Annotated in this window: 4 protein-coding genes; 3 read left to right on the forward strand and 1 reads right to left on the reverse strand. The window is 52.1% G+C overall.

From position 1 onward, the window contains the following. Positions 1-710, reverse strand: a 710-nt coding sequence (locus VAE48_RS16700; protein ID WP_322794471.1) for a GAF domain-containing protein, incomplete at its 3' end; no start/stop codon positions are given. A gap of 598 nt (positions 711-1,308) precedes the next feature. Between VAE48_RS16700 and VAE48_RS16705 the strand changes: the two genes are divergently transcribed. From VAE48_RS16705 to VAE48_RS16715, 3 genes are all read left to right on the forward strand, one after another. Further along, positions 1,309-1,818 carry an HTH domain-containing protein gene (locus VAE48_RS16705; protein WP_322794472.1) on the forward strand — a complete coding sequence of 170 codons (510 nt, stop codon included), beginning with the start codon at positions 1,309-1,311 and terminating at the stop codon, positions 1,816-1,818. A gap of 94 nt (positions 1,819-1,912) precedes the next feature. Further along, the gene (locus VAE48_RS16710; protein ID WP_322794473.1) at positions 1,913-2,815 is read left to right on the forward strand and encodes an ABC transporter ATP-binding protein; all 903 of its coding nucleotides are present in this window, start codon (positions 1,913-1,915) and stop codon (positions 2,813-2,815) included. Next, positions 2,805-3,554 (forward strand): ABC transporter permease subunit, encoded by a 750-nt coding sequence (locus VAE48_RS16715; protein ID WP_322794474.1) that lies wholly within the window; start codon positions 2,805-2,807, stop codon positions 3,552-3,554. Before VAE48_RS16710 ends, VAE48_RS16715 begins: the two co-directional genes overlap by 11 nt. Positions 3,555-3,728 lie beyond the last annotated feature (174 nt).

Consider the following 3,728-nt stretch of genomic DNA (forward strand, 5'->3'; position numbering starts at 1 on the left):
CCCTCTGCGTTCCATACCAGAATGCCCTCCTGAATGCTGGAAAGAATGGCATTCAGGCCGGTTAATTGGTTGTTCTGTTCTTCCAGTAATTGGTCGGATTGACGCTGAGCCTCGATGGCCCTGGCGGCGGCGGTGATCATTCCCATCGAGTGGGGGTGCAGCTGGCCGCGCAGGGTGATCACTCCCAAAGCACCGATCAACTTGCCGGAGGTGTCGAATACTGGCGCGGCCGCGCAATCATACAGGTGGAAGGGCTGGCGGAAATGTTCAAACCCTTTGACGAAATGAGGAGTTCGTTCCAGCAGACTCAGCCCAATCCCGTTTGTGCCGATCTCTCCCTCCGCGAGCAGTGTACCCGGCGTGATTCCCATTCGCTCCAGCATGGCCATGATGTTGGCATCGCCGACGGCATCCAGTAAATAGCCTACATTGTTGGTGAACAGGATGGCTGAATTGGAGTTTTCGATGTATTGATACACATCTTCCATGACTGGGCGGGCAATGGCCATCAGGTCAAAGTGATTGACCTGAATGGAAAGCAAGTGTTCGGCAGAAAGATGGGGCGGGCGGTGAGGGGAGTACGGATCTACCCGTGCCCAACAGCGTTCCCAAGAGGCGGCAATTACCGGGCGTATCTGCGGCAGTAAAACGTGGTTGGTGACAAAGGCGATCCATGCCTGCTGGATTTCCTCGCCCGGTTGTTGGCTCATTGGCTTCTCCTCTTCCGAAAGAAGGCTGGAATGAAAACGATTCAACCCCAATATATTCTAGCCGAAAGCACTCTCAGATTCAATCGCCAATTTAACGTCAATTCGGGATAAATCATTTTTACATCAACTTTCGAGTTTCGTCCCCCTCCTGCCTCCCCCAAAATCGCAGGCGCGGTTTTGGGGGAGGTGCAGGTGGGGGGCATTGGTATTAGATGCAACGTTTTGATTTTATCCCGAACTCACGCCATTTAATAAGTTGAGTTTGGTTTAAGGGCAAAATCTGACCGGTTAATTGGGGGAGGCGGGACACGGAGAGAATGCTTGTTGCTAATACTGAGAAAGTTAATTCGATATATCCCCCCCTTCCAACAGAGCAAACAAAAAAGAACAGATTACCATTTTTTAGTGGGTTGAACAACTGGGATCAGCCTTATGTTGTTTTTATTAATAAGTAGTTGTTCAATCAACCGCTGATTGATTTATACCTTGCAAAAAAGGATAGTCATTTCAGTCTTGACAGAAATGAGTAATGATTGTAAAATGAAAGCGTCCGCAAATGGCGGATTTGGCTTTTTTATCTTAAGGAGCAAAGAACAGTATGGTTTCAGACGAAACGGATAGTGGTGATAGTACCCCTCCCATATCGGGAGACCCATTAACCCTATCCCAGTTCATTGAAAATATGGGATTGCACTTTGAGGAGTACGGCATTCCGCGCATCGGCGGGAAGATACTGGGCTTGCTGTTGATTGCCAGCCGTCCGGTTTCGCCGGAAGAGATGGCCGAGGTGTTGCAGGTCAGCCGCAGCAGCATCTCCACCAACCTCCGCACGCTGATGATGGCCGGGCTGGCCGAGCGGGTTTCTTTGCCCGGTGAGCGCAGTGATTATTATGTGTTCTCCGATGAGGCCTGGGAAAATTCGCTGGAAATGCGCCTGGAGAGCGTTCAGAACCTGCGCGAGATGGCGGAAGAGGGCCTGCAAGGACTGGCACAAGATCACCCCGCCCGCCAACGGATGGATGAGATCATCGAGTGGACGGCGCTGCTGGAAAAGTCGTACGAGAAAATTTTGCAAGAATGGCAATCCCGCCGAGAGATACCAGCCTGAAGATCGATGGTGCATAACTGCCTCCTTTGACCGGCTGGTATCTCGACACCAGCCGGTGTTTTTTACCGGTATCTGACGGACATGGAGGTTGAAAATGCGCTACCTCGTACTGCGTACCGAAAATTTAACCAAGGAATTTCACCGCCGCCCGGCGCTTTGTGGGGTGACGCTGGAAGTTGACCCGGGGGAAGTATTTGGCTTGCTTGGACCGTCCGGTGCTGGTAAATCTACCCTACTCCATATTCTCCTTGATTTCATCCGTCCTTCCCATGGTCAGGCACTGGTTCTGGGAATGGACTGCCAGCGCAATGGTCTGAAGGTGCGGAGGCTGGTGGGCTATTTACCTCAAAACCTGACTTTACCCAAAGGGGTTACTGCCGGTCAACTGTTGGAGCGTTTTGCGGCATTACGGGGTGGTGTGGAAATGACCTTTGCACATGAACTGGCAACCCGCTTTCAACTGAACCTGGATCTGGCGTGTGAACGGCTCTCTCCGGCTGATCGCCGCAAAGTCGGTCTGGTTCAGGCGTTCATGCACCGCCCTGAATTAATTCTGCTGGATGAACCTTCGCGTGATCTGGACACGACTGCCCAGATGGAACTCTACCGGCTGATTGCTGAATTTCGCGCCGAAGGCCGCTCGGTGGTGATTGCTTCCCAATCCATTTCTGAGATGGAGCGCATTTGTGACCGCGTTGCAGTATTGCATCAGGGAAGGGTTATTGCCGTGGAACGCGGCGCTCAACTGCGCGCCCGCGCCATCCGTAAAATTGAAATGCGTTTTGCCAATCCGATCAACCCGCAAATTTTCATGGGTTTGAACAATATCAATCAACTGGTCTGTGATCAGAACAAGGTGTACTGCACCGTGCTGGGCGACCCGGATGCGTTGCTGAAAACCGCCACCCAGTTCCGCGTGCTGGATATTATCAGCCAGCAGCCCAGTCTCGAAGAGGTTTATCACACTGTTTACGGCATTCCAGCCTATGCGGCTTGATTTATTCAAGGATCTCTGGCTGGAAAGAAGGCGCAGGGTTGCCTTATGGTGTGGGATTGTTGTGGGCTGGTGTGGAGCAGCTGCACTGTTTTATCCGCTGCTGGTGGATGAAGCCTTCGTTGATCGCCTGGCGGATTGGTTCAACCCATTGCTGGAGTCACAGCAAGCTTACTGGCTGCTGGTGTTGGCTGTGTTTGGCCTGCCGGTTATTGGCGGGGTGTTTGCCTTCTGGGAGGGAGGAAGACTCTTCAAAGGTCGGGCGGTGCGACATTCGATTGCATTTTTACTGGCGTATCCGCTGCCGCGCTGGCAGGTTTATCTCAGCCGCCTGGTTTACCTGCTTTCGGCCTGCTTTTTGCTGACGGTGGTGGGTCTTCTGAGCGGGAGTGGGGCGATTCTCCTCACCGGAAGTCAACTGCCGTTCGGTTATTGGGGATTCCTGCCCGGTCTGTTTTTACTGATCGTTTTATTCGGGGAAGTCGGTATCCTGTTGGGGGTCTTGAGTCAATCCTTTTGGCTCGATCGGCTGGTTGGGGTAATCCTTTTGATTCTGTTGTATCTGCCTTATGGGCTCGACTCTTCCGACTCGACGGTGCGCTATTCCCCGCTGTTTTACATGCTGGGAGAATTGCCATTACCTGGCACAATTGAGGTTGGCAACCTGCTGGGATTAGGTTTGTTGTGTGTGGCGGGTGGTCTGCTGGGCGGTTTTGCCTTTGAGCGGTTGGAACTGGAATGATTCTTTCTTAACAAACTGCTAACCTGTTCTTTGAATAATCTTAATTCAGGTTGGGTATTATAAATTCAGGCAGTCGTTGCTCATTCCTCCGGGCAAAGTCGTGCTCCTGGTGGGTAGGTGATACAGGGATAAGATAGTGGTAGAGATGGAAAGGCAGCCTGAGAAGGCTGTCTT

Source organism: Bellilinea sp. (assembly GCF_034432615.1).
Classification (GTDB): Bacteria; Chloroflexota; Anaerolineae; order Anaerolineales; family Anaerolineaceae; genus Bellilinea.